The sequence below is a fragment of the Dactylosporangium cerinum genome (assembly GCF_042653625.1).
GTDB classification, from domain to species: domain Bacteria; phylum Actinomycetota; class Actinomycetes; order Mycobacteriales; family Micromonosporaceae; genus Dactylosporangium; species Dactylosporangium cerinum.
Genome location: NZ_JBHSIU010000030.1, coordinates 14105 through 35289 on the forward strand (window position 1 = coordinate 14105; position 21185 = coordinate 35289).

Annotated in this window: 20 protein-coding genes; 16 read left to right on the forward strand and 4 right to left on the reverse strand. The window is 72.8% G+C overall.

Features of this window, described 5'->3' with window-relative positions:
- Positions 1–10 precede the first annotated feature (10 nt).
- The 5 genes from ACFPIJ_RS25170 (at position 11) to ACFPIJ_RS25190 (ending at position 6219) form a co-directional block, all read left to right on the forward strand.
- Positions 11–1288, forward strand: coding sequence for an acyl-CoA dehydrogenase family protein (locus tag ACFPIJ_RS25170; protein WP_380117808.1), 1278 nt, complete (start codon positions 11–13; stop codon positions 1286–1288).
- On the forward strand, positions 1289–2707 hold the full coding sequence (locus ACFPIJ_RS25175) for an aldehyde dehydrogenase family protein (RefSeq protein ID WP_380117810.1): 1419 nt from the start codon (positions 1289–1291) through the stop codon (positions 2705–2707). It begins immediately after the preceding gene.
- The gene (locus ACFPIJ_RS25180) at positions 2704–3555 is read left to right on the forward strand and encodes an isocitrate lyase/PEP mutase family protein (RefSeq protein ID WP_380117812.1); all 852 of its coding nucleotides are present in this window, start codon (positions 2704–2706) and stop codon (positions 3553–3555) included. The genes ACFPIJ_RS25175 and ACFPIJ_RS25180 overlap by 4 nt, the downstream gene beginning before the upstream one ends.
- Positions 3552–4676: an FAD-dependent oxidoreductase gene (locus ACFPIJ_RS25185; protein WP_380117814.1), complete on the forward strand. Its 1125-nt coding sequence runs from the start codon at positions 3552–3554 to the stop codon at positions 4674–4676. Before ACFPIJ_RS25180 ends, ACFPIJ_RS25185 begins: the two co-directional genes overlap by 4 nt.
- Positions 4677–4761: 85 nt before the next feature.
- On the forward strand, positions 4762–6219 hold the full coding sequence (locus ACFPIJ_RS25190; RefSeq protein WP_380117816.1) for an aldehyde dehydrogenase family protein: 1458 nt from the start codon (positions 4762–4764) through the stop codon (positions 6217–6219).
- A 1-nt stretch (position 6220) separates the two neighbouring features.
- On the opposite strand, the gene ACFPIJ_RS25195 is transcribed toward ACFPIJ_RS25190, so the two are convergent.
- From ACFPIJ_RS25195 to ACFPIJ_RS25205, 3 genes are read right to left on the reverse strand one after another with little or no spacing between them, the layout of a single operon-like run.
- Positions 6221–7576 (reverse strand): MFS transporter, encoded by a 1356-nt coding sequence (locus ACFPIJ_RS25195; protein ID WP_380117818.1) that lies wholly within the window; start codon positions 7574–7576, stop codon positions 6221–6223.
- A 46-nt stretch (positions 7577–7622) separates the two neighbouring features.
- On the reverse strand, positions 7623–8807 hold the full coding sequence (locus tag ACFPIJ_RS25200; RefSeq protein WP_380117820.1) for a tetratricopeptide repeat protein: 1185 nt from the start codon (positions 8805–8807) through the stop codon (positions 7623–7625).
- 28 nt (positions 8808–8835) lie between these two features.
- Entirely contained in the window at positions 8836–9111 is a 276-nt protein-coding gene (locus ACFPIJ_RS25205) for a Dabb family protein (protein ID WP_380117822.1), read from the reverse strand.
- 83 nt (positions 9112–9194) lie between these two features.
- Between ACFPIJ_RS25205 and ACFPIJ_RS25210 the strand changes: the two genes are divergently transcribed.
- The 11 genes from ACFPIJ_RS25210 (at position 9195) to ACFPIJ_RS25260 (ending at position 19993) form a co-directional block, all read left to right on the forward strand.
- The gene (locus tag ACFPIJ_RS25210; RefSeq protein WP_380117824.1) at positions 9195–10790 is read left to right on the forward strand and encodes a carbon-nitrogen hydrolase family protein; all 1596 of its coding nucleotides are present in this window, start codon (positions 9195–9197) and stop codon (positions 10788–10790) included.
- A 61-nt stretch (positions 10791–10851) separates the two neighbouring features.
- Positions 10852–11652, forward strand: a complete 801-nt coding sequence (locus tag ACFPIJ_RS25215) for an oxidoreductase (RefSeq protein ID WP_380117826.1) — start codon at positions 10852–10854, stop codon at positions 11650–11652.
- 85 nt (positions 11653–11737) lie between these two features.
- Positions 11738–12703: an alpha/beta hydrolase family protein gene (locus ACFPIJ_RS25220; protein ID WP_380117827.1), complete on the forward strand. Its 966-nt coding sequence runs from the start codon at positions 11738–11740 to the stop codon at positions 12701–12703.
- Positions 12704–12711: 8 nt separating this feature from the next.
- Positions 12712–13920 carry an aromatic ring-hydroxylating dioxygenase subunit alpha gene (locus ACFPIJ_RS25225; protein ID WP_380117829.1) on the forward strand — a complete coding sequence of 403 codons (1209 nt, stop codon included), beginning with the start codon at positions 12712–12714 and terminating at the stop codon, positions 13918–13920.
- On the forward strand, positions 13920–14648 hold the full coding sequence (locus ACFPIJ_RS25230; protein ID WP_380117831.1) for a hypothetical protein: 729 nt from the start codon (positions 13920–13922) through the stop codon (positions 14646–14648). Before ACFPIJ_RS25225 ends, ACFPIJ_RS25230 begins: the two co-directional genes overlap by 1 nt.
- Positions 14645–15568 (forward strand): hypothetical protein, encoded by a 924-nt coding sequence (locus ACFPIJ_RS25235; RefSeq protein ID WP_380117833.1) that lies wholly within the window; start codon positions 14645–14647, stop codon positions 15566–15568. Before ACFPIJ_RS25230 ends, ACFPIJ_RS25235 begins: the two co-directional genes overlap by 4 nt.
- Before the next feature lie 156 nt (positions 15569–15724).
- The gene (locus ACFPIJ_RS25240) at positions 15725–16495 is read left to right on the forward strand and encodes an SDR family NAD(P)-dependent oxidoreductase (RefSeq protein WP_380117835.1); all 771 of its coding nucleotides are present in this window, start codon (positions 15725–15727) and stop codon (positions 16493–16495) included.
- Positions 16492–17121 (forward strand): hypothetical protein, encoded by a 630-nt coding sequence (locus ACFPIJ_RS25245; protein ID WP_380117837.1) that lies wholly within the window; start codon positions 16492–16494, stop codon positions 17119–17121. Before ACFPIJ_RS25240 ends, ACFPIJ_RS25245 begins: the two co-directional genes overlap by 4 nt.
- A gap of 16 nt (positions 17122–17137) precedes the next feature.
- The gene (locus tag ACFPIJ_RS25250; RefSeq protein ID WP_380117839.1) at positions 17138–17881 is read left to right on the forward strand and encodes a maleate cis-trans isomerase family protein; all 744 of its coding nucleotides are present in this window, start codon (positions 17138–17140) and stop codon (positions 17879–17881) included.
- Positions 17882–18033: 152 nt separating this feature from the next.
- Entirely contained in the window at positions 18034–18813 is a 780-nt protein-coding gene (locus ACFPIJ_RS25255; protein WP_380117841.1) for a class I SAM-dependent methyltransferase, read from the forward strand.
- A 133-nt stretch (positions 18814–18946) separates the two neighbouring features.
- Positions 18947–19993, forward strand: coding sequence for an AI-2E family transporter (locus ACFPIJ_RS25260; RefSeq protein ID WP_380117843.1), 1047 nt, complete (start codon positions 18947–18949; stop codon positions 19991–19993).
- A gap of 11 nt (positions 19994–20004) precedes the next feature.
- Here the strand turns inward: ACFPIJ_RS25260 and ACFPIJ_RS25265 are convergent, their stop codons facing one another.
- Positions 20005–21096, reverse strand: coding sequence for a nuclear transport factor 2 family protein (locus ACFPIJ_RS25265; protein WP_380117845.1), 1092 nt, complete (start codon positions 21094–21096; stop codon positions 20005–20007).
- Positions 21097–21185 lie beyond the last annotated feature (89 nt).

Genomic DNA, 21185 nt, shown 5'->3' on the forward strand with positions numbered 1-21185 from the left:
CTTCGCTGTCATGGCACAGCTCACCGCCGACCGTCTGCTGGACGGCCTGTCCGACGCCGAACGCGGCCGGGCCGAACGCGTCGAATCCGTGCTGCCCGCGCTGCGCAAGGCCGCGGCGGGCGCCGACGCCGAAGGCCGCTTCCCGATCGAACACGTCGGCCTGCTGCGCGACGCCGGGCTGCTCGGCCTGGTCGTGCCGGAGGAGTACGGCGGCCTCGGCGGCACCCTGCGTGACCTCGCCGCGGCCACCTTCGCCATGGGCACCGCCTGCGGTTCGACGGCCCTGGCGTACTTCTTCCACAACACCAGCGCCTCCCGCGGGCTGCTGCCCCTGGAGGCGATCCGGGCCGGGCTGTTCGAGACCGACGAGATCCCGGCGGTCCGGGCGTTCGCCGAGAAGGTCCTGACCCGCATGGCAGAGGGCGTCTGGCTGGCCAACTTCGCCAGCGAGTCGGTGAAGAGCGCCGGCGCCAACATCTCCATCAGCACCACCGCGACGAAGACCGACGGCGGCTGGCTGCTCAACGGCGAGAAGTCCTTCGGGTGCGCCACCGGCGTCGCCGACTACTACCTCACCACCGCCCGCCTGGCCGGCACCGACACCGCCGCCGGGCTCGCCACGTTCTTCGTGCCCCGCGACGCCGCCGGCGTCGGCGAGCGCCCGACCTGGGACGCCCTCGGCATGCGGGCCACCGCCAACCAGGGCATCACGCTCAAGGACGTGTTCATCGCCGACGACGAGGCGCTGACCGTGCCCGGCGCGTTCGTGCGGATGCTGCAGGTCAGCCGCGGCTCGTTCGTCGGCAACCAGTGCGCCATCTCCGCGGTCTACCTGGGTTCGGCGCAGGCCGCCTATGACGCCGCCCTCGCCGCCACGACCGGCAAGGCGTTCGCCGACACCGGCCGACCCGTCGCCAGCAGCCCCATGCACCAGGTGCTGTTCGGTGACATGACCGAGCGCCTCGAGACCGCGTACCTGTGGATCCGCCGGCAACTGGAGCTCGAGACGTCCGAGCCGCCACTGCGGAGCAAGGACGACGTGTTCCGCCAGTGGCGGATGGCGAAGGGCTCCATCACCGAGGCCTGCTTCGACGTCGCCGTCGGCGCGCTGAAGTGCACCGGCACGTCCGGCACCGCCAACACCGGGGTCATCGCCCGCGCCGTGCGCGACACCGCGATGTCCCTCGTCATGACGTTCCCCGCGGAACGCGGCCGCCTCGAAGCTGCGAACCTGGTCACCTCGGGCGCGGAGAACGCGCTGTTCGCCAACGTCGCCAAGGGGGAATAGATGGCCGCCCGGTCACTCGTCGACGGTGCCTGGGCACCGGCCACCCGGACCCTGAACGGCACCCTGGAGGACCCGGCGACCGGCGCGGTCCTCGGCCCGCAGCTCGGCAGCACCCGCGCCGAGGTCGAGGCCGCCCTCGCCGCCGCGGACCGCGCCGCCGCCCCGTGGGCGGCCGTGCCGCCGGCCGAACGCGCCGACCTGCTCGACGCCTGCGCCGACGCCCTCGAGGCGGCCGTCGCCGGCATCGTCGCCGTGGAGAGCGCGAGCACCGGCGTGCCGATCCGGCAGGCGACCCCGCTCGGGTTCATCGTCACGGGCTCGTTCCGGCTCGCCGCCGCGCAGCTGCGCGAGGGCTGGCTCACCCGCACCATGACCCGCGACGACGGCCGGCCCGTCACCGTGGAGCTGCTGCCGTGGGGGCCGGCGCTGTGCCTCGTGCCGTGGAACGCCCCGGCGCCGATGGCCGCGCACAAGGCCGCCAACGCCCTCGCCGCCGGCTGCCCAACCATCGTCAAGCCCAGCGAGTACGCCCCTTTGGGCACCCAGTTGCTCGTCGAGACCATCGCCGGGCTGCTGCCGCCGGGCGTGCTGCAGCTGCTGCACGGCGGCCCCGAGGTCGGCGCCACGCTCGTCGGCGACCCCCGGATCCGGGCCGTGTCGTTCACCGGCGGCGTCCCCGGCGGCCGGGCCGTCGCCGGGCAGTGCGCGTCCGGGCTGAAACCCGCGCAGCTGGAGCTCGGCGGCAACAACCCCCTCGTCGTGCTGCCCGACGCCGACGTCGACGCCGCCGCCCGCGCCGCCGTCGACCTGCTCACCACCCTCAACGGCCAGTGGTGCCGGGCGCTCGGCCGGCTCATCGCGCCGCACGACCTGCTCCCGTCGCTGCTCGCGGCGATCGGCGAGCGGCTCGCCGCGCTGCGCGTCGGCGACCCCGCCGACCCGGCCACCGAGCTGGGCCCGCTCATCCACAGCGGGCACCGCGCGCTCGTCGCGGCCCGGATGCTCGACCTCGGCGGCAAGGCGCACACCTTCACCGACGTGCCCGCCGGCGGGAACTTCTTCGCGCCCGCCCTCGTCACCGGCGCCGCCGAGGAGCCGGCCCGGCACGAGATCTTCGGGCCGGTCGCCACCGTGCACGGCTACGGCACCGTCGAGGAGGCCGTCGCGCTCGCCAACGACACCGCCTACGGCCTGGAGGGCTACGTGTTCGGCACCGACGAGGCGGCCGCGCTCGCGGTGGCCCGGCGGATCCGGGCCGGTGAGGTGAAGGTCAACGGCTCCTCGGTGATGAGCCTGCACCTGTTCACGCCGCGGCCCGCCTGGGGCGTCTCCGGCCTCGGCGAGGAAGGCACCGCGGAGACCCTGCGCTTCTTCACCAACCCGCGGGTGACCGGCGTCGAGAACGGCTTCGCGCTGTGAGACGGCTCCTGACCGGTGCGGGCGTGACCCACCTGCCCGGCGTGTACGACCCGCTGACCGCCGCCCTCGCCGTGCGGGCCGGGTTCGCCGCGGCGCACCTGTCCGGGGCGGCCGTGTCGGCGCTGCGGCTCGGGCTGCCCGACCTCGGCTACCTGCACGGCACCCACATCGCTTCCGTCGCCGCCACCGTGACGCCCGCGCTGGGCGGGGTGCCGCTGCTCGCGGACGCCGACACCGGCTACGGCAACGCCCCGCACGCGGTGTGGACGGCCCGCCGGTACGCCGCCGCCGGGGTCGCCGGGCTGCACCTGGAGGACCAGGTCAGCCCGAAACGCTGCGGGCACCTGGCCGGCAAGGAACTCCTCGACGCCGGCCCGGCCGCGGCGAAGATCCGGGCGGTCGCCGAGGCCGGCACCGGCCTGGTCGTGGTCGCGCGGACGGACGCGTACACCGTCACCGGCCTCGACGACGCGATCGACCGGGCGGCCAGATACGTGCACGCGGGCGCCGACGCCGTGTTCGTCGAGGGCGTCACCGGTGTTGACGAGCTCGCCGCCGTGCACGCCGCACTGCCGGGCGTGCCCCTCGTCGTCAACCGCTCCGAGGCCGGCCCGGCCGCCTTCGTGGCCGACGAGCGGCTCGCCGAACTCGGCGTCCGGCTCGTCCTGCACCCGGTCGCGCCGCTGCTCGCCGCCCTGGAGGCGGCCCGGGCCGCGTACGCCGCGATCGCCGCAGACGGGCACGCCGGCGCGGTCCCCCGCCTGCCCTGGGACGGGTTCACCGGCCTGGTCGGACAGGCCGACGCGCTCGCCCTGGACGCCCGCTACGCCCCGGAGGTGCCCGCATGAAGGTCATCGTCGCCGGCGCCGGGCCGGTCGGCCTCACCGCCGCGCTCACCCTGCACCGCCTCGGCGTCGACGTCACCGTCCTGGAGGCCGGCGACGCCCTCGCCACGGAGTCGCGGGCCTCGACGTTCCACCCGCCGTCCCTGGAGATGCTCGCCGACCTCGGGGTCCTCGACGCGCTCCTGACGCAGGGCCTGGTCTCGCCCCGCTTCCAGTACCGGGAACGCGGTGGCGGCATCATCGCCGAGCTGGACATGTCGCTGCTGGCCGGCGACACCCCGTACCCCTTCCGCCTGCAGTGCGAGCAGAGCAAGCTGACCCGGCTCCTGCTGCCGCTGCTTCCCCCGGGAACCGTCCGCTTCGGGCAACGCGTCGACCGGGTGACCCAGGACGGCACCGGGGTGACGGTCAACGACACTGTCCGGGGCGATTGGCTCGTCGGCGCCGACGGCGCCAACTCCGTGGTGCGCCGGTCGCTGTTCGGCGACGCGTTCGAGGGCATCACGTATCCGGACCGGTTCCTGGTCGGCTCCACCGACGAGGACCTGACCGCGCTGCTGCCCGGCATCGCCGAGGTGAACTACCTCTTCGACCCGGTCGAGTGGCTCGTCGTGCTCCGCACCCCGGACCACTGGCGGGTGCTGCTGCCGACCCCGCCCGACACCCCCGACGACGTGGAGCGGGCCCGCCTCCCGGAGCGGCTGCTCGGCGTCGCCGACCCGGGACGGCCGTGGCGGATCGCGCACACCACGCTGTACCGCGTGCACCAGCGGGTCGCGGAGTCCTTCCGGGTCGGGCGGGTCGTGCTCGCCGGGGACGCCGCACACATCAACAACCCGCTCGGCGGGATGGGCATGAACTCCGGCATCCACGACGCGGTCCTGCTGGCCGGCGCCATCGCCAACGGTGACGACGACGCGGTCACCGCCACCGCCACCGCCCGGCGGGACGTCGCCCGCAACTACGTGCAGAAGACCACCCACAACAACTGGGAGAAGCTGCGCGCCGGCGGCGCCTCGGCCTACGCCGACGAGCTGCGCGCCCTGGCCGCGGACCCGGTCGCCGCCCGCGCCTATTTGCTACGGTCCTCGATGATCGCATCGCTGCGGGAGGTTTCAGCGTGAGCGGGCCGCAGCGGAGCGAGGACCCGCGAACCAGGGGCACAGGGTGGAGCTCAGGCCGGCGCCGGAGCGCAGCGGAGGTGACGGCGTGAGCGGCAGGGCGGCCATCTGGCGGAACAACCCGGCCCGGCCCGGCGAGACGGTCGGGCGGGTCCATCCCGTCACCCGCAACATCCCCGACCGGGTCGATGATGCCGTCCGGGCCGCCCACACCGCGTTCCGCGGCTGGTCGGCCATGCCCCTCGACGAGCGGCTGGCCGCGCTGCGCGCCGCCGCCGATGCGATCGCCGCCGACCGCGGCGACCTCGCGGAGCTGCTGGCCCGGGAGATCGGCAAGCCCCTGCCCGACTGCCACGGCGAGATCGGGTTCGCGGTCCAGCACCTGCGGTGGGTCATCGAACACGCCCCGGCCGCATACGCCGACCGCAAGCTCGACGACGAGCTCGGCCGGCTGCTGCGCATCCACAAGCCCTACGGCGTGGTCGTCGCGGTCACCCCGTGGAACGCGCCGGTCATCCTGGCGATGCTGAAACTCGCCGCGGCACTCGCGGCCGGCAACACCGTCATCGTCAAGCCTTCACCGCTCGGCCCGCTCACCGTGCAGCGCCTGGTCCAGCTCTTCCAGCGGCACCTGCCGGACGCCGCCGTGCAGGTGCTGCACGGCCATGCACCGCTGGTCGCCGCGCTGGTCACGCACCGCCTGGTCCGCAAGGTCGCCTTCACCGGCGGTGAGGACGCCGGGCGGGCCATCGCCACGGCGGCCGCGGACCGGCTCATTCCGACCGTCCTGGAGCTCGGCGGCAACGACCCCGCGGTCTTCCTGTCCGACGCGCCGTTCGACCCCGCGAGCATGGAACGGCTCGTCATGGCGAGCTTCGCCAGCGCCGGCCAGGTCTGCATGGCGGCGAAACGGTTGTACGTGCCCCGGTTCCGCCAGGGCGAGTTCGTCGAGCTGTACACGCAGGCGGCGGAGCGGGTCCTCGTCGTCGGCGACCCCCTCACCGAGGGCGTCACCATGGGCCCGCTCATCAGCGCCGACGCCCACCGGGGCGCCTACGACCTGCTGATGACCGCCGACCAGGGCGACGCCGACCTCGTCCCGGTGGGCCGCATGCAGGACGACCGCGACACCGAGGGTTACTTCATGGGTCCGTTCCTGGTGGTCGACGCCGACCCCGGCGCGACACTGGTCCGCGAGGAGCAGTTCGCCCCGCTGGTGCCGCTGATCCTCTACGACTCCGAGGAGCAGGTCCTGGCCATGGCCAACGACGACGACCTCGGCCTCGGCGCCTCGGTGTGGAGCGCCGACGAGGAGCGGGCGTTCGCGTTCGCCCGCCGCATCGAGGCGGGCTTCACGTTCATCAACACGCACAACCGCACCGGCATGTCGCTGCGGGCGCCGTTCGGCGGGGTGAAGCGGTCCGGCTGGGGCCGCGAGTACGGCGAGGAAGGGCTCGCCGAGTACGTGCAGACCTGCGTGGTGCACGCCCCGGCCGCGTTCCGTGCCGGCGGCGCCGGCCTGCCCCCCACCGCGTACCCCTCCTGACTCAACGGCGGCGACTGAGGGTCACGTCAGTCAGGGCGGCGGCGAGGGCGAGGACCAGGGAGCCGATCGCGACCATCAGCGCCATCTCGAACGCGGCCGTCCAGTTGCCGGACGTGGCGGTGAGCCGGGCGAAGAACACCGCGCCGATCGCCGCGATGCCGAAGGCCGCGCCGACGCGCTGGGCGGTCTGCACGACGCCGGCCGCGCTGCCGGCCCGGTCGACGGGCACGTCGGCGAGGGTGAGGGTCTGGTTGGGGGTGATGACCAGGCCGCTGCCGACGCCGGCGACCAGCAACGGCGCCGCCAGCGCCCACGCTGAGTCGACGGTGTGCAGCACCACGATCGTCCCGACCAAACCCGCGATGACGGTGACCAGCCCGGCCACGACCAGGGGCCGGCCGAAGCGGTTGACGACCCGGCCGCCGGCGACCGCGGCCAGGGCCGAGCCGAGCGCGAACGGGGTGGTGGCCAGGCCCGCCTGCAACGCGGTGAAGTGCTGGCCGCGCTGCAGATACAGGGTGAGGATGAAGAAGTTGGCGGTGAACCCGGCGAAGTACAGCAGCACCAGGGTCGTGCCGAGCGCGTAGGAGCGGCGGCGGAACAGTTGCAGGTCGGCGAGGGGCACGCCGGGGTAGCGCAGCTCCCACCACACGAAGCCGCCGAGGGTCAGGGCGCCGGTGCCCAGCAGGTACCACTGCCGCTGTTCGATGAGGGGCAGCAGGATCTGCACCACGGCCAGGCCCAGCAGCAGCACGCCGACCAGGTCCAGGCTCTCCCGGCGGATCCGGTCCGCGGGTCGCCGGGGTATCAGCCGCCAGCCGAGCACGGCGGCGGCGAGCCCGACCGGCAGGTTGATGTAGAACACCCAGCGCCAGCCGTCGCTCGCCCCGGCCAGCTGGATGATCACCCCGCCGAGCAGCGGGCCGGCCGCGGTGGCGATGCCGATCGTGGCGCCGAGCAGACCGAACGGCCGGGCCCGCTCCGGCGGTGGGTACAGCCGCTGGATGAGCCCGGTCACCTGCGGGTTCACCACGCCGGCGAAGGCGCCCTGCACCAGGCGGGCGGTGACCAGCCAGGCCTCGTTCTGCGCCGCCCCGGCCGCGGCGCTGGCCGCGGTGAACCCGAGGAGCCCCGCCACGAACACCGGCCGGATCCCGCGGGCGTCGCCGAACCGGCCGGCGGGCACCAGCAGCAGGCCGAACGTCAGCGCGTACCCGGACAGCACCCACTGCAGCCCGCTCGCGCCCATGTGCAGGTCGGCCTGCATCGACGGGATCGCGACGTTGACGATGCTGACGTCGAGCAGCGTCATGAACGACGCCACGAGGGCGATCGCGAGCGCCCGACCCCTCATCATCGCCGCCGGAGGTACCCGCCCGCAGGCCGTTCATGCGGCCCGCGCGTCACCAGCTGCTGTCGCTGGAGTACCCGCCGCCGGACGGGTCACTGGAATACCCGGAGTCGTCCGAGGATGCGGTGTAGCCCGGGTCCCCTCCGCCCCCGCTGTCGAAGGCGCGGTGCACCAGGCCGGTGACCACGCCGTCGACCACACCTTCAAGCGCGGAGCCCGGCCAGGGCACCCCCGCGCCGGTCCCGCCGGGATACGACCAGCTGGGCCCGACGGGAGCGGGGCGCGGACGGGTCATCTGCCTGGGCCAGCCGCCCGGCGGCACCAGCGCCTCGGCCTCCGCGGCCTTGCCCCGGCCCCGCAGGATCAGGTACAGCGCGTAGTTGACCACCAGGTCGTCCTTGACGGGGTGGGCGCGCAGCACCTTCACCGCCTGCGCGGGTTTGCGGCGCTGCACCAGCAGCCCGGCCAGCGCCGCCAGGACGTTCGGGTCGCGCATGCCCAGGCGCAGGACCTGCTCGGCGTCGGCGGCGCGCTTGCGCTCCACGAAGCCCCGCGCGACGCGCTGCAGCAGGTCCGCGGCGCGCCGGTCGAGCGGTGCGTCGCCGAGCAGGGCCATGACCGTGTCCAGTTCCGCCATCGCCTCGTCCGTCGCTTCGCTCTCCCCCAGCAGCGCCGCGTAGAGGAGTCGCTCGTGCACGTCGTCGGGCCGGCGGGTCACCATCTCGGCCTGCAGCCACCTCGCGAAGCCCGGGTAGCGGTAGGGCGTCGACACCATGACCCGCAGCTGCTCCACGGTGCCCGACCCGGCGATCTGCGTCGCCAGCGCCCGCACGTCGTCCTCGCGCTGGTAGTGGTGCAGGAGGCTGACCAGCTCCCGCAGATGCGGCAGGCTGCCGCCGGCGATCTCCTCGCGCAGCAGCCGCTCGCCTTCCGGGCCGCGCCGGCCGAGTTCGGCCAGGACGCGGGCGTGCAGCTCCATGCCGGGGTCCTTGGCCAGGGCGCACCGCAACCGCCGGCCGCTGAGCGTCTCGTGCGGGTCACCGAGGACCGCACCGAGCGCCACGAACGCGACCCCGGCGCCGAGGAGCGCGGCGACGCCGGTCGCGATCCAGTTGCCCCAGATCAGCCAGGCGCCGCCGGCGAGCGCGACCGGCGGCAGCACGGCCACGGCCCGCAGCGCCCACTCGGTGAGGACGGACGGCCACAGCGGCACTCCCCGGTACGCGCGCAGTCGCATGCATCGATGATGCCGGAGGACGGCAACGTCAGAAGTCCACCACCGTGCGCGCGGCCAGGCGCGGCCGCAGCCAGGCGCCGACCTCCTGGTGCGCCTCGTGCGCCTGATAGCCGCGCAGCCCGTCCACGTCGTCGTGGGTGGTGATCATGCACAGGTCGCCGGACACCTCGCTGTGCACGGTGTCCAGCCCGAGCGTCATCGACAGGACCTGCGGCACCACGCCGACCAGGCCTTCCAGGAGCTCCTTGGCCTTCGGCGCGTCGCCCGGATCCACGAACTTCATGACGACGACATGGGTCAGCACGAGAATCGACCTCTCTTTCAGTGAACGCGCGGCGAGTGTATGTTCGGGAAACACTGTTCCGCTAGAGGAACCAGGAGGCCCTCGTGAGGGTTGCCGCTGTCCAGTTCGCCGTCGGTCAGGACGTGTCCGCGAACCTCGCGAGCTGTCTGCGGATGATCGACCAGGCCGCCGCCGAGCGCGCGAATCTGGTGGTCCTGCCGGAATTCTGCAACCACCTGTCGTGGTACGACGACCGCGACCACGCCCGCCGCATGGCCTGCCGCCTCGGCGACCCGTTCCTGACCGCGATCGCCGAGCGGGCCGCGCTCCTCAAGGTCCATGTGAAGATCAACGTCACGCTGGCCCGCGACGACGGCCGCACCACCGGCACCAACCTGCTCTTCGGCCCGGACGGCACCCTGCTGGGGCAGAGCGACAAGCAGACGCTGATGGGCAGCGAGAACGACCACCTGCACCGCGGCAGCGAGAACGGCCCGGTGATGGCCACCGGCTTCGGTACCGTCGGCATGTATGCCTGCATGGAGGGCGTCGCTCCGGAGGTGGCCCGCGGTCTCGCGCTGCGCGGGGCGGAGGTCCTGCTCAACAGCCTCAACTCGTTCGCCACCGACGAGGCGAGCCTGCACATCCCGGTGCGGGCCGCGGAGAACCGGGTCTGGGTCGTGGCGGCCAACAAGGTCGGCCCGCTGCTGCCCGCCGACAAGCTCGACGTCATCAGCGCCGGGCTCAAGGTGCCGCCGGAGTGGCTGCACGGCGCCGGCGAGAGCCAGATCGTGGCGCCCGACGGCACGGTCGTGGCGAAGGGGCCGCGGACCGGCGAGGCCGTCGTGATCGCCGACATCGACCCCTTGCTTGCCAGGGACAAGCGCCGCCCCGACGGCACCGACCGCTTCGCCGCCCGCCGCGGGCCCGTCTACGCACCGATCGGCCGGCCGCCCCAGGACCCCCGCCCGCCACTGGCCGCCGAGTCGCTGCGTACGGCGGTGGCACGTGGGTGCGCCGGCGTGCCCGAGGCCCTGGCCGCCGGCGCCCGGCTCCTGGTGCTGCCCGAGCTGCAGGACCCCTCGGTCGTGCCCACCCTGCGGGAGGCGCTGGCCGGCACGGACGCGGTCGCGGTGACCAGCATCCTCACCGACGGCGCGCACACCGGCGTCGTGGTGTCCGCCGCCGGCGTCATCGGCCGGCAGCTGCAGCTGCACCCGGTCGCCAGGCTCGACGGCCGGGTCGACCGGCACGGCGACGGCCTGGAGACGTTCGATCTGCCCTGGGGCCGCCTGGCAGTCGTGGTCGGCGACGACGCCATCTACCCGGAGGTGTTCCGCCTCGCCGCGATCGCCGGCGCCGACGTGGTGGCCGTGCCGTTCAGCCCGGCCGAGGACTGGGAGCTGGCCCTCGGCCTGCCCGAGCGCGCCGCGGAGAACCGGCTCAACATCGTCGCTGCCACACCCCTCGGCACGCCGGCCGCCTTCTACGCGCTGAGCCCCGACTTCACGCTGTGGACCGCCTGGGAAGGTCCGTTCACCGGCCGGATCAGCCACCCCCTGGTGACCGAGGTCCCGGCGGGCACCACGGTCGCCACGGCGGTCCTCGCCCCCGCGCAGAGCCGCAACAAGCTCGTCTCGCGCGGCACCAACCTGCTGGACGGGCGACCCTGGCAGCTCGTGGACGCACTGACCCGTTGACATCCGTTACCCGTAGCGAAACACTGTTTCCATAAAGGCTTGAGAGTTGGAGAGTGAGCGCGTGGAGGAAACCGTCCAGCACGTCGAGGAGATGCTCGACGCCTCGCCCGTCATCGACGTCAACGACACCTTCGCACAGTTCCAGCAGCTCCTGGCGGATCTCAAGGCCAAGATCGACGCGAGGTTCGCCACCACCCGCGATCCGTCGACGGAGCAGCTGGAGCAGTACGGGACGTATCCGGAGGGTCCGGGCGGCCGGGTGGCCGCCTACAGCGGGCCGGAGGTCGACTGGATGGTGCACTCGTGGCTGGGCGACCCGTCGCGCAGCTTCGTCAACCTGCACCTCACCTGCTGGCTCGGCCCCCAGGTCAAGGTGCCGCACCTCGGCATCGCGCTGCTGTGCTGGCCGGGCGGCTGGTTCTACACCGACTACATCCCGCGCACCGACATCGTCGTGGACGGCGACTACTTCGACCGCTACTACGCGCCGCCCAACGACGCGTGGCTGGAGCACCGGGCCGACACGGAGTTCGCCTGGTTCACCAGCCGGGCCGGGTTCATCCGCGCCTCGCTGTCGCCGAACGCCTACGTGTACTCGTTCGAGCGCACGGCCCGCAACATCCAGGTGGTCAGCGACCGGCTGCACGCCCAGGTCGACCAGTGGCTCCGGTGGGTCGACGAGGCCCCCGAGGTGCCCGCCGGCGAGCGCGACGCGCTGCGCGAGCGGGACCTGGCGACCCGGCGCAACATCGCCGACCGCGACCCGGCCAACGTCATGGGCGTGCGCTACTTCGGCGAGGAGACCACCCAGCGCCTGGTGCGGGCGCTGTGGGGCGGCGACCGCGAACTGCCCCGCCCATGACCGGCCCGGAGCGCAGCGGAGAGGCTGGTCATCATGAGCACAGTGATCGGTCAGGGCGGCGCCGGAGCGCAGCGGAGGTGACGCCATGACGACCATCCGATCCCTGTGGTCCGCGGTGACGATCCCCGGCGCGCCCGAGCCCTACGCCACCGCCCACCTCAAGGTGCACTACCCGGCGCTGGTCACCGGCTCGGACACCGAACGGCTCAGCGGCGTCTTCCAGGCCGACCCGGCCGGCGGGCCGTACCCCGTGGTGCTGGTGCTCAGCGGCATCAACGTCGGCCAGGACGCGTACCGCTGGCTCGCCGTCGAACTCGCCCGGCAGGGTTTCGTCACGGTCACCTACGACTGGGTCGGACCGCTGTTCGCGGGTCAGGTCGGCATCACGCCGGGCGTGGACCTCGCCCTGGCCCGGCCCGACACCTACGGCGACGGCCCGACCTGCCAGGCGATCGCGCCGCTGTTGCACGAACTGGCCTCGCTCAACGCCGCTGAGGGGCCGCTGCGCGGCGCCCTCGACCTCGACCGGGTGGCGCTGTTCGGGCACTCCGCCGGCGGCACCGTCGCGCTGCAGTCGGGGCGCTTCTTCCCGCAGGTGCGGGCGGTCGCGACCTACGGCGCGCACACCATGGTCTCCACCATGCTCGGCTGGCCCGCGGGCCACATCGCCGACGCGCTCGTCGAATCGCCGGTGCTGCTCCTCGCGGGCACCGAGGACGGCGTCATCGCCGCGTCCGCCGACCGCTACGGCGCCTCGTCCGACGGGCCGCACGATCCGGTCAACCGCACGTTCGACGAGGCGCTGAAGGACCGGGACGGCGAGCACGTCCTGGCAACCCTGGCCGGCGCCAACCATTTCAGCGTCGTCGAGCCCGCCGACCCCACCGCGGCCCGGTCGTTCCTCGACCGTCCGTCCACTGTGGGCGACGCGACGGCCCGCGGCGCCATCGCCGGGCTGCTGTCCGCGTTCCTGCGCACCCATCTGCGCGGCGGTGACCCGGCCGCCATCGACACGTTCCCCCCGGACCTGGTGTCCGTCCGGCGCCGCTAGGAGCCCCCATGTTGAAGAACTTCTGGTACGCGGTCGAATTCGCCGACCGCGTCACCACCAAACCCCTGCGGGCCACGTGCCTCGGGCAGGAGCTGGTGCTGTACCGCACGCCGAAGGGCCGCCCGGTCGCACTGTCGGACCTGTGCGTGCACCGCGGCGCCGCGCTGTCCGGCGGCTGGGTCAAGAACGACTCGATCGTGTGCCCGTATCACGGCTGGGAGTACGAACCCGGCGGCGCCTGCGTGAAGATCCCGGCGAACCAGCCCGGGCGCGGCATCCCGAAGAAGGCCCGGGTCGACTCGTATCCGGTCGAGGAGCGCTACGGCTTCGTCTGGGTGTTCCTCGGCGACCTCCCGGCTTCAGAAAGACCACCCATCCCCGTCTGGCCCGAGTTCGACGACCTGGTGACCAACGGTGGCAAGTTCAAGGCCGTCACCGGCGAGTACCTGTGGAAGTCCAACTACGAGCGGATCCTCGAGAACGGCTGCGACATCGCGCACACGCCGTTCGTGCACGCCGGCGCCTTCGGCAACCCGGAGCGGCCCGACGTCGAGGAGTACGAGCTCGAGATCCCCGACGAGTGGTCGGCGTTCGCGACGGTGCGCCTGCACCCGCCCGCGCCGAAGGGCATCTGGGCGATGGTGGGGCGGCGCGGCAACAACCTGAAGGAACGCCCGCCGGTCGCGACGACGGCCGGCTGGATGCTGCCGAACATGATCAAGCTGCACGTCCGGCTGCCGCTGGGCAACCTCATCATCTACGACACCAACATCCCCATCGACGAGACCACCACCCTGGTCAAGTGGGTGGCGCTGCGGGACTTCTTCACCGGCAACTGGGCCGACAAGAACGCCATCCAGCGGGTCGAGAAGATCTTCGGGCAGGACGCCCCGGTGGTCGACAAGGTCCGCCCCGAGCTGCTGCCGTTCGACCTCGGCGCCGAGCTGCACGTGAAGAGCGACCTGATCGCCGTGCACTACCGGCGCCGCCGGCAGGAGCTCGCCGAGCAGGGCTGGCTGCTGGGCGACGAGGACCGCATCATGGGCGACGTCCCGCGCCGCGAGGCGACGGTCATCGCCTCACCGGCCCGCCGGGAGAACCCGGAACTCGCCCGCGCCTGGGTGCACAAGGCGAAGGGCGAACACCCCACGGTCGCCGAGGCCGAGCGGCTCGGTCAGGCCCGCCGCGACGCCGAAGACTCAGAGGAGCAACTGTGATGTCGCTGCCCTTCGCCCTGGCCACCCGGGCCCTCGACGCGATCCTCGCCCAGCAGCCGCTGACCGAGGTCGGCTCGCCCTACCGGGAGCTGCGCTCGCCCATGTCACCGGCCCCGGTCGGCACGATGCGGGTCTGGGAGGGCTCCGGCGGGATCTCCCGGATGGTCTACGTCGGCCTGGCCGTGCCGCCGATCAACCTCGACTCCCACATGGTGTTCGCGTTCACCGCACCGAAGTCCGGCGTCCCGCACTTCACCCTGGACTCCGTCTACGGCGGCGCCTACTACGCCTATCACCTGGACCTCATCCCCCGGGCCGAGCTGTCGTCGCACCTGTCCTACATGGACAGCGCGTACCACCCGCTGACCGACCTGTACGAGGAGGCGTCGCAGCGCGAAGGGCTCAGCCGGGCGCACATCGGCCCGCGCCAGCACGCCCTGATGTCGCCGTGGATGCTGGTGCACCGCGCCGACGAGGCCGCGTTCCAGGGCATGAACCCGATCGTCGACGCCTACGTGTCGCACTGGCTCGGCCTGGTCTCCGCGGGACTGCCTTCCCCGGTGGTGGAGTCACTGGGCGACACGGACCTCGCCGCCCGCGACGCCACCGTCCGCGCCAACCTGTTCAGCCCGGCCGTCGACCCGGTGTGGGCGCAGGTGTCGCGGCTGCTCGGCGAGCCGGCCTCGGACGAGATCCGCGACGTGCTGATCGGCGGGCCGCTCACGTGACCTCCCCGTCGGAATGGCAGCAGCGCATCGCCGGGGAGTGGCACGGGCGGCCGAGCCTGTTCGACGCCGACGGCACCTGGCGCGGCTACGAGGACATCCGCCGATCGTCCGTCTTCGAAGGCGGCGTCACCACGTACTACATGGACGGTGGCCTGGAAGGCGGCGGCCCGCTCGCGGGGCGTTTCCGGCTCGGCGCGCCGTTCGCGTTCGGCGTCGTGGACTCCGACGCCGATCGCATCTACACCGGCCCGGACTTCTTCGGCACCGGCCAGCCCTACGGCACCTTCGTCGACGCCCACTACTACGGCCCCGGCTGGCAGGTCGACCTGAACACCTGGAACCAGGTGCTCGGCGACGACACCCAGGTGTACTCCTCCATGCTCTACCAGGGCCCGGCGGTCGTCGGCTGCTTCAACGGTGTCTACAAACGGGGGGTCTCCGATGCCTCGTTGAGCGAGCACCTCGCCGCCGAGACCCGCAACGGCCCGGTGCCCTACATCCTGCCGACGAAGCAGGCCGGCGCCTACAGTGGACGGTGCGAGCTGTGGGGCGCCGACCAGAAGCTGATCGGCCCGGTCGACGTGACGATCGCCCTCACCCCGATCGACCTGCTGCGCACCCGCCTGACGGTCACCTGGTCCGGCGCGCTGGACCGGTCGTACACGGTGGACTGGCGCCGCGACGGGTTCCGCTCCTTCTACGAGGGGCCGGAGGCGTGGGGCAACGCGATCGCGTTCGGCCGCGCCAACTACGCCACCGTCCACTTCACCGACGTCGTGAAGATCACCGGCCGCGAGTTCATGCTCGACGCCACCCCCGGCATGGGCGCGGGCACGGAGCTGGCCGTGGCGTACCGGATCCACGACGGCGCGACCCTCGCCGGCATCCTGCACGGCTCGCTCACGTGGAGCGCCGCATGACCGGCCAGCGAAGCGTCTCGGGCCGGTCATCAGCAGCGCAGTGTTGGGTCAGGCGCCCGGAACGAAGTGAGGACGCATGACCGGCCAGCGAAGCGTCTCGGGCCGGTCATCAGCAGCGCAGTGTTGGGTCAGGCGCCCGGAACGAAGTGAGGACGCATGACCGTCGTCGTGGTCACCGGGGGGACCCGCGGCATCGGCCACGGCCTGGTGCGCGAGTTCCTCGCCCGGAAGTGTTCGGTCGTCTACTGTGGACGGTCGCTGGAGTCGGTGGCGGCGGCGTTCCCCGGCAGCGGGCCCGAGCTGCGGGGCGTGGTCGCCGACGTCACCGACCGCGACGCGGTGCGGGCGCTGTGGGACGAGGCGGTCGCCGCATACGGTCCGGTCGACATCTGGATCAACAACGCCGGCGTGTCCACGGCCCGCCGGCCGCTGTGGGACCTGCCGCCGGCGGAGCTCGACCAGGTCGTCGACGTCAACCTCCGTGGCGTCGCCCACGCCAGCGCGGTCGTGCTGGCCGCGATGCGCGCCCAGGGACACGGGGCCCTGTGGAACATGGAGGGCTTCGGCTCCGGCAACCAGAAGGCGGCCGGGCTCACCGCGTACGGCGCCACCAAGCGGGCCGTCACGTATCTCACCGACGCCCTCGCGAAGGAACTCGGCAAGGACTCCCCGGTCACCGTCGCCCACCTCTCCCCCGGCATGGTGGTCACCGACCTGCTCTCCCGCGATTACACGCCGGAGGAGTTCGCCAAGGCGAAGAAGATCTTCAACATCCTCGCCGACAGGGTCGAGACCGTCACGCCGTGGCTGGCCGACCGGGTCCTCGCCGGGGTGCCGAACGGTGGGCGGGTCGCCTGGCTCACCACCCCCAAGGCGTTCGGCCGGTTCGCCACCGCCGCCTTCCGCAAACGGGACCTCTTCGCATGACGGGCCACGACTATCCGGTCGTCCTCGCCGTCGAGGACTTCGTGCCGACGCTCCTGGCGATGTACGGCTTCTGGCTGCTGGCCTCGCTGGGCCGGGTCACCCCTGGACGGGTCGGTGCGGTGCTCATCGGCGCCGGCGGCATCGCCAAGTCGGTGTGGAAGCTGCTCGTCGCCGGCTTCGACGTGGATCTGCCGTGGCTGGAGGGCGCGCTCTTCCCTCTCATGTCCGCCGGCGCCGTCCTGCTCATCTGGGCGCTGCTGCCCACCGCGCCCTGGTGGCCGTTCGCCGCGGTGTACACCGCCGTGGCGGGCGGTGCCCTGCTCGCGGGCAGCATGAAGCCGGTGTTCATCCTCGCCACCGCGGGTGTGACCACGATCAGCGTCATCGGCGCCGTGTACGCGGGGCGCCGGCGGGCCCGGCTCGCCATCGCGCCCTACACGCTCGGCATCGTCCTCGTCACGGCCCTCGTCCCGCTGCGCAACCACCCTGACCACGAGACGCTGCGGCTGCAGTGGATCGAGCAGGGCACGAACACCGCCGCACAGCTGGCGTTCCTCGCCGCGGCGTGGCTGACCGTCCGCGCATACCGCAGCTCCCCTTCGCCCTTCCCCGAGGTGCTCGTATGACTTCTGAGGTGCTTGCATGACCGACGTCCTGGGCTGGCGCCACAAGTTCGGCGTCATCGCCCCCTCCACCAACACGATCGTCGAGCCCGACTTCTACGCCATGGGCGTGCCCGGCGTGACCGCTCACTTCTCCCGCATCCACATCCGCAACCAGGACCTGTCCAGCGACGAGGGCTTCGAGAACCTCCTCGTGCAGATCCGCGCCGAGATCGGCCACGCCTGCGAGCGGGTCCTCACCTGCGAGCCGGACTTCATGGTCATGGGCATGTCCGCGGAGACCTTCTGGGGCGGCGTCGAGGGCAACCGCGAGTTCGTCGCCCAGATCAACGGCATCACCGGCCTGCAGGTCGCCACCGGCGCCGAGGCCTGCGAACGCGCCCTGCACCTGTTCGGCGCCCGCCGCATCGGCGTGGTCACCCCGTATCAACCGGTCGGCGACGAGAACGTGGTCCGCTTCTTCTCCGAGCTCGGTTTCGAGGTCGTGCGCATCAAGGGCCTGCGCTGCCCCACGGCCGTGTCGATCGCCCACGTCACCGAGGACGAGCTGCGCGCGGCGATCCTGGAGGTCGACGGTCCTGACGTCGACGCGATCGTGCAGTGCGGCACCAACCTGTCGATGGTCCGCCTCGCCGACGAGGCCGAGCGCTGGCTGCGCAAGCCGGTGATCGCCATCAACGCCGCGACGTGGTGGATGGCGCTGCGCGACAACGGCGTCCAGGACAAGGTGTACGGCGCCGGCTCTCTGCTCCGCGACCACTGAGCCTTCGCCCGGTTTGCGCGGGGGGTCCCATCCGGATCCCCCATGCCCGCTTGCCGCAAGGCCCATATCCTGCTATATGTTCCGATAGGTGGAATTCACCCCCTGTGCAAACGGGTCGGCCCGGAGCTGTCCCGCTGGGACACAATGCCCGGATGACGACGCAGAAGCCCGCCGCTTCGGCGCTGCCCGGTGCGGACTACTTCGACCAGTGGTATGCCGACATCGCCGACTCGACCAGCCGGGACGCCCTCGTCGCCCGGGTGCTCGGGCTGCCGGCGCACCTGCGGTCCACGAGCCTGCTCACCTGGCAGGGCATCGCCGAGATGACCGAGCGGCTGCGGGTGCCGCACGGCGGCCTGCTGCTCGACATCGCCTGCGGCCGGGGCGGCTACGGCATCGAGATCGCCCACCGCACCGGCGCGCGGCTGATCGGGGTGGACTTCTCCGCGACGGCCCTGCGGCAGGCGGGGGCCGCCGCCGCCGAGCGGCTGCCGGCCGGGCGGGCCGAGTTCCGGGTCGGGACGCTGCTGGAGACGGGCCTGGCAGGTGGCACCGCGGACGCGCTGATGTGCGTGGACGCCCTGCAGTTCGCCGCGCCGCCGCTGGCCGGGTTGCACGAGTTCCGGCGGGTGCTGCGGCCCGGCGGGCGGCTCGCGGTGACCTGCTGGGAGGCCGTCGAGCCGGGTGACCCGCTGGTGCCGCCCCGGATCAACGCCGTGCACCTGCTGCGGGACCTGACCGCGGCGGGTTTCGCCGACGTCGAGGTCCAGGAGCGGCCGGACTGGCGGCAGGCCGAGCGGACGCTGTGGGAGACGGTGGTCGGGCAACCCGATCCGGACGCGGCGATGCGGTCGCTGCAGGAGGAGGGGCGCCGGGCCCTGGAGACGTTCGGCTTGCTGCGCCGGATGTTCGCCACCGCGACCGCGCCGTAACCGTTCATGCGCCCGGGTGGCCGGGCCAGGTGATCGGGCCGTGGCCCGGTCAGCTCCGTGGCAGGCGCGGGCCTCGCCTGTGATCATCCGGCCGGTGCCGGTTATCGGGGCTGTCGCGGGGCAGTGCCGTGGCATGGCTCTGCAGGACCCGCCGGCCTGGCTTGCGCGGTTGGGCCGGTCGGGCTGGCTGGTGACCGGTGCGATCGTGGGCGCGGCGGCGCTGATCGCCGGGCTGGGCCTGATCCTCGCGATCCTGGCGCCGGTGCTCGTCATCGTCGTGATCGCCGCGGCGCTGCAGCCCCTCGTCGAGCGGCTGCGCCGGCGCGGGGTCCCGCCGGCCCTCGCCGCGCTCATCGGGGCGTTGTTCGTCCCGGCGATCCTGGTGCTGCTCGGCATCCTCACCGTGCGCACCGTGTCCTCCGCGAGCTCCGACTGGGCCACCGTCGCGGCCGACGCGGGCCGGCACCTACGCACGGCGCTGGGTGCCGACCCGTTGCACACGCTCATGGCCTCGAAGCAGTGGCAGGCCGCGCTGTTCGGCGTCGGCTCGGCGGTGCTGAGCGGCGCCGCGCTCGCCGGTCAGGCCGCGATCGGCGTGCTGCTCGGCGCGTTCCTGCTCTTCTACATGTTCAAGGACGGCCCGGCGCTCGTCGATCACCTCGACCGGCGGCTGCCGCTGCGGCCGGGGCTGACCCGGGAGTTGCTGAACAGTGCCGCGCTCCGGATGCGCCAGTACGTCCTCGGCACGACCGTGGTGGCCGCCATGGACGCGCTGGTCATCGGGCTCGGGGCGATGGTGCTCGGGCTGCCGCTGATCGGCATGATCGCGCTGATCACGTTCGTCGCGGCGTACGTGCCGTATCTCGGCGCGTGGGTCTCGGCGGCCTTCGCGGTGCTCGTCGCCCTCGGCGCCGGCGGTCCGGAGGCGGCCACCTGGATGCTGGCGATCGTGCTGGTGACGCAGAACGTGCTCGAGGGGGTGCTGCGCCCGTTCGTGTTCGGCCGGGCCCTGGACCTGCACCCGGTCGCGATCCTCGCGGTCACGATCGTCGGCGCTGCCATCGCTGGACTGGTCGGGGTGCTGCTCGCGCCGCCCATCGCCGCGATCGCCGTCTCCTGGCAGGCGATGCTGCGCGCATCGCCTCTCCCCGATGACGACGTCGCAGCGACCGGCGGCTGACGTCAGCCGGCTCAGAAACCGATGGCCTCGCGGAGCAGCAGGACCGTGCCGCGGCCGGGCTCGAGCTCCCCGTTGAGGATGAGCAGGCGGTTGACGACGCTGGGACGGCCGTAGGCCGCCTGGGCCCGGACGCTCTCCAGCGGCAGGCAGTGCTCCTCGACCCGGCGCAGGGCGGCGCTCAGGTCGGGCACCACCTTCTGCGCCCCGACGATCCAGATGGCGCGGCCGGCACCGCCGGCGTAGCCGGGCACCTGGGCGCCGCTGGCCGAGGCGACGACGAGGGACCCGGTCTCGGTGACCGCGGAGACGCTGCCCACGATGACGTCGGGGCTGGAGATCATCGCCCAGATCTCGCGGGTGCTGGTGGCCCGGTCCATGGTCAGGGTCCGCGACTTGACCGCGTCGTAGCGCCCGCCGGCGTTGATGTCCTCGTCGATGCCGGACAGGCGGAGGGTCTCACTGGCCCCGGTGAACACACTGGCACCAGCCGGGATCAGCTCCTCGACGCGGACCCGGGCCGCGGCGACGTCGTCCAGGATCTCGACGGTGAAGTTGTTCGCCCGCAGCGCCGCCGCCGCCCGCTCCAGGACCGCCTCGGACGCCGGGCCCGTGAACCCGTCGGCGGGCTGGTCGGCCGGCCGGTCGGCCGGCTGGTCGGCCGGCTCGGTGGTCGGCGCCGAGCCGGCCAGCGGGCTGGTGTCCAGGTACCTGATCTCGTAGACCCGCTCGGCGAACTTCCAGCCGTCGCCGGTGCGCCGGTAGCGGTCGTGGTAGATGGCGAAGTTCTGCCCCTGGAAGCCGTTCTTGGTCCGCGCGATCTCCTGCATGTAGGTGCGGCCGGCCGCGGTGTCGCCGTCGAGCTGGATCGTGCCCGGATGGGAGTTCTGCACGAAGAAGTCCCATTGGGCCTGCAGCCGCTCGCCCCCGGCGATGATCTCATCCCGGCCGACCAGGTCGACCGGGACGTCCGGCATCCGCAGCGCGCCGTCGTCGGTGAACAGCGCGGCGAGGCGGGCCCGGTCGCGCATCATCGCCGCGTCGGTGAACTCACCGCGCAGCGCCTCGATCTCGACCCGGTCCGCGATCGCCTGAAAGTCCGTCATCGGTGTCCCCTGCTCAGTGGAAGATGGGTTGGTCTCACCGGTCCGACAGCACAGCGCCCGGAAATGTGAGGCTCACATTTCGGCGCGCT

Bases quoted from the DNA above. Each gene is read 5' to 3' on its own strand.
- ACFPIJ_RS25185 (WP_380117814.1), top strand. From the start codon at position 3,552: ATGAAGGTCATCGTCGCCGGCGCCGGGCCGGTCGGCCTCACCGCCGCG.
- ACFPIJ_RS25175 (WP_380117810.1), top strand. From the start codon at position 1,289: ATGGCCGCCCGGTCACTCGTCGACGGTGCCTGGGCACCGGCCACCCGG.
- ACFPIJ_RS25265 (WP_380117845.1), bottom strand. From the start codon at position 21,096: ATGACGGACTTTCAGGCGATCGCGGACCGGGTCGAGATCGAGGCGCTG.
- ACFPIJ_RS25170 (WP_380117808.1), top strand. From the start codon at position 11: ATGGCACAGCTCACCGCCGACCGTCTGCTGGACGGCCTGTCCGACGCC.
- ACFPIJ_RS25225 (WP_380117829.1), top strand. From the start codon at position 12,712: ATGTTGAAGAACTTCTGGTACGCGGTCGAATTCGCCGACCGCGTCACC.
- ACFPIJ_RS25200 (WP_380117820.1), bottom strand. From the start codon at position 8,807: ATGCGACTGCGCGCGTACCGGGGAGTGCCGCTGTGGCCGTCCGTCCTC.
- ACFPIJ_RS25240 (WP_380117835.1), top strand. From the start codon at position 15,725: ATGACCGTCGTCGTGGTCACCGGGGGGACCCGCGGCATCGGCCACGGC.
- ACFPIJ_RS25260 (WP_380117843.1), top strand. From the start codon at position 18,947: ATGGCTCTGCAGGACCCGCCGGCCTGGCTTGCGCGGTTGGGCCGGTCG.
- ACFPIJ_RS25245 (WP_380117837.1), top strand. From the start codon at position 16,492: ATGACGGGCCACGACTATCCGGTCGTCCTCGCCGTCGAGGACTTCGTG.
- ACFPIJ_RS25230 (WP_380117831.1), top strand. From the start codon at position 13,920: ATGTCGCTGCCCTTCGCCCTGGCCACCCGGGCCCTCGACGCGATCCTC.
- ACFPIJ_RS25195 (WP_380117818.1), bottom strand. From the start codon at position 7,576: ATGATGAGGGGTCGGGCGCTCGCGATCGCCCTCGTGGCGTCGTTCATG.
- ACFPIJ_RS25255 (WP_380117841.1), top strand. From the start codon at position 18,034: ATGACGACGCAGAAGCCCGCCGCTTCGGCGCTGCCCGGTGCGGACTAC.
- ACFPIJ_RS25220 (WP_380117827.1), top strand. From the start codon at position 11,738: ATGACGACCATCCGATCCCTGTGGTCCGCGGTGACGATCCCCGGCGCG.
- ACFPIJ_RS25250 (WP_380117839.1), top strand. From the start codon at position 17,138: ATGACCGACGTCCTGGGCTGGCGCCACAAGTTCGGCGTCATCGCCCCC.